The sequence below is a fragment of the Shigella sp. SIG6 genome (genome assembly GCF_053555815.1).
In genome coordinates, this window is record NZ_JBQZXC010000290.1 from 1 (window position 1) to 714 (window position 714).

The following is a 714-nucleotide window of genomic DNA, read 5'->3' on the forward strand; positions in this document are numbered from 1 at the left end:
AGGGATGATCGTAATGCGGGTTCATCCCTGCCGGCAGCCGTCTGGTTCGCGTATTCGGCAGATCGCAAAGGAGAACATCCGCAGCTCCACCTGGCAAAGTATCAGGGCGTACTGCAGGCTGATGCCTATGCAGGTTATAACGTACTGTACGAAACGGGCCGGGTGAAGGAAGCCGGGTGCCTGGCCCACGCCCGCCGAAAAATCCATGACGAGGATGTGCGCCGTCCGACAGAAATGACTCAGGAAGCGCTCAGACGGATAGCAGAGTTATACGACATAGAAGCGGAGATACGTGGCAGTCCGGCAGAGGAACGGCTTGCAGTCAGAAAAGCCAGAAGCGTCCAGTTGATGCAGTCGTTGTACGACTGGATACAGTTGCAGAGGAAAACGCTGTCGAAACATGCGGAGATGGCGAAGGCGTTCGACTATATCCTGAATCACTGGAATGCGCTGAACGAGTTCTGTCGTGACGGCTGGGTGGAAATAGACAACAACATCGGTGAAAACGCGTTACGATCGGTGGCGGTTGGAAGAAAAAATTATCTCTTTTTCGGCTCAGACAAGGGAGGAGAAAGTGCGGCGATCATCTACAGTCTGCTGGTCACCTGCAAACAGAACGAAGTGGAGCCGGAGGACTGGTTGCGCGAAGTGATCGAGAAGCTCAATGACTGGCCGTCGAACCAAGTGCATGAACTGCTGCCCTGGAACTTCTCG

At 54.3% G+C, this 714-nt stretch carries 1 pseudogene; it reads left to right on the forward strand.

Features of this window, described 5'->3' with window-relative positions:
• Positions 1 to 714 (forward strand): annotated as a pseudogene (locus tag ACUU1M_RS20425) (IS66-like element ISSfl3 family transposase); the annotation flags it as partial.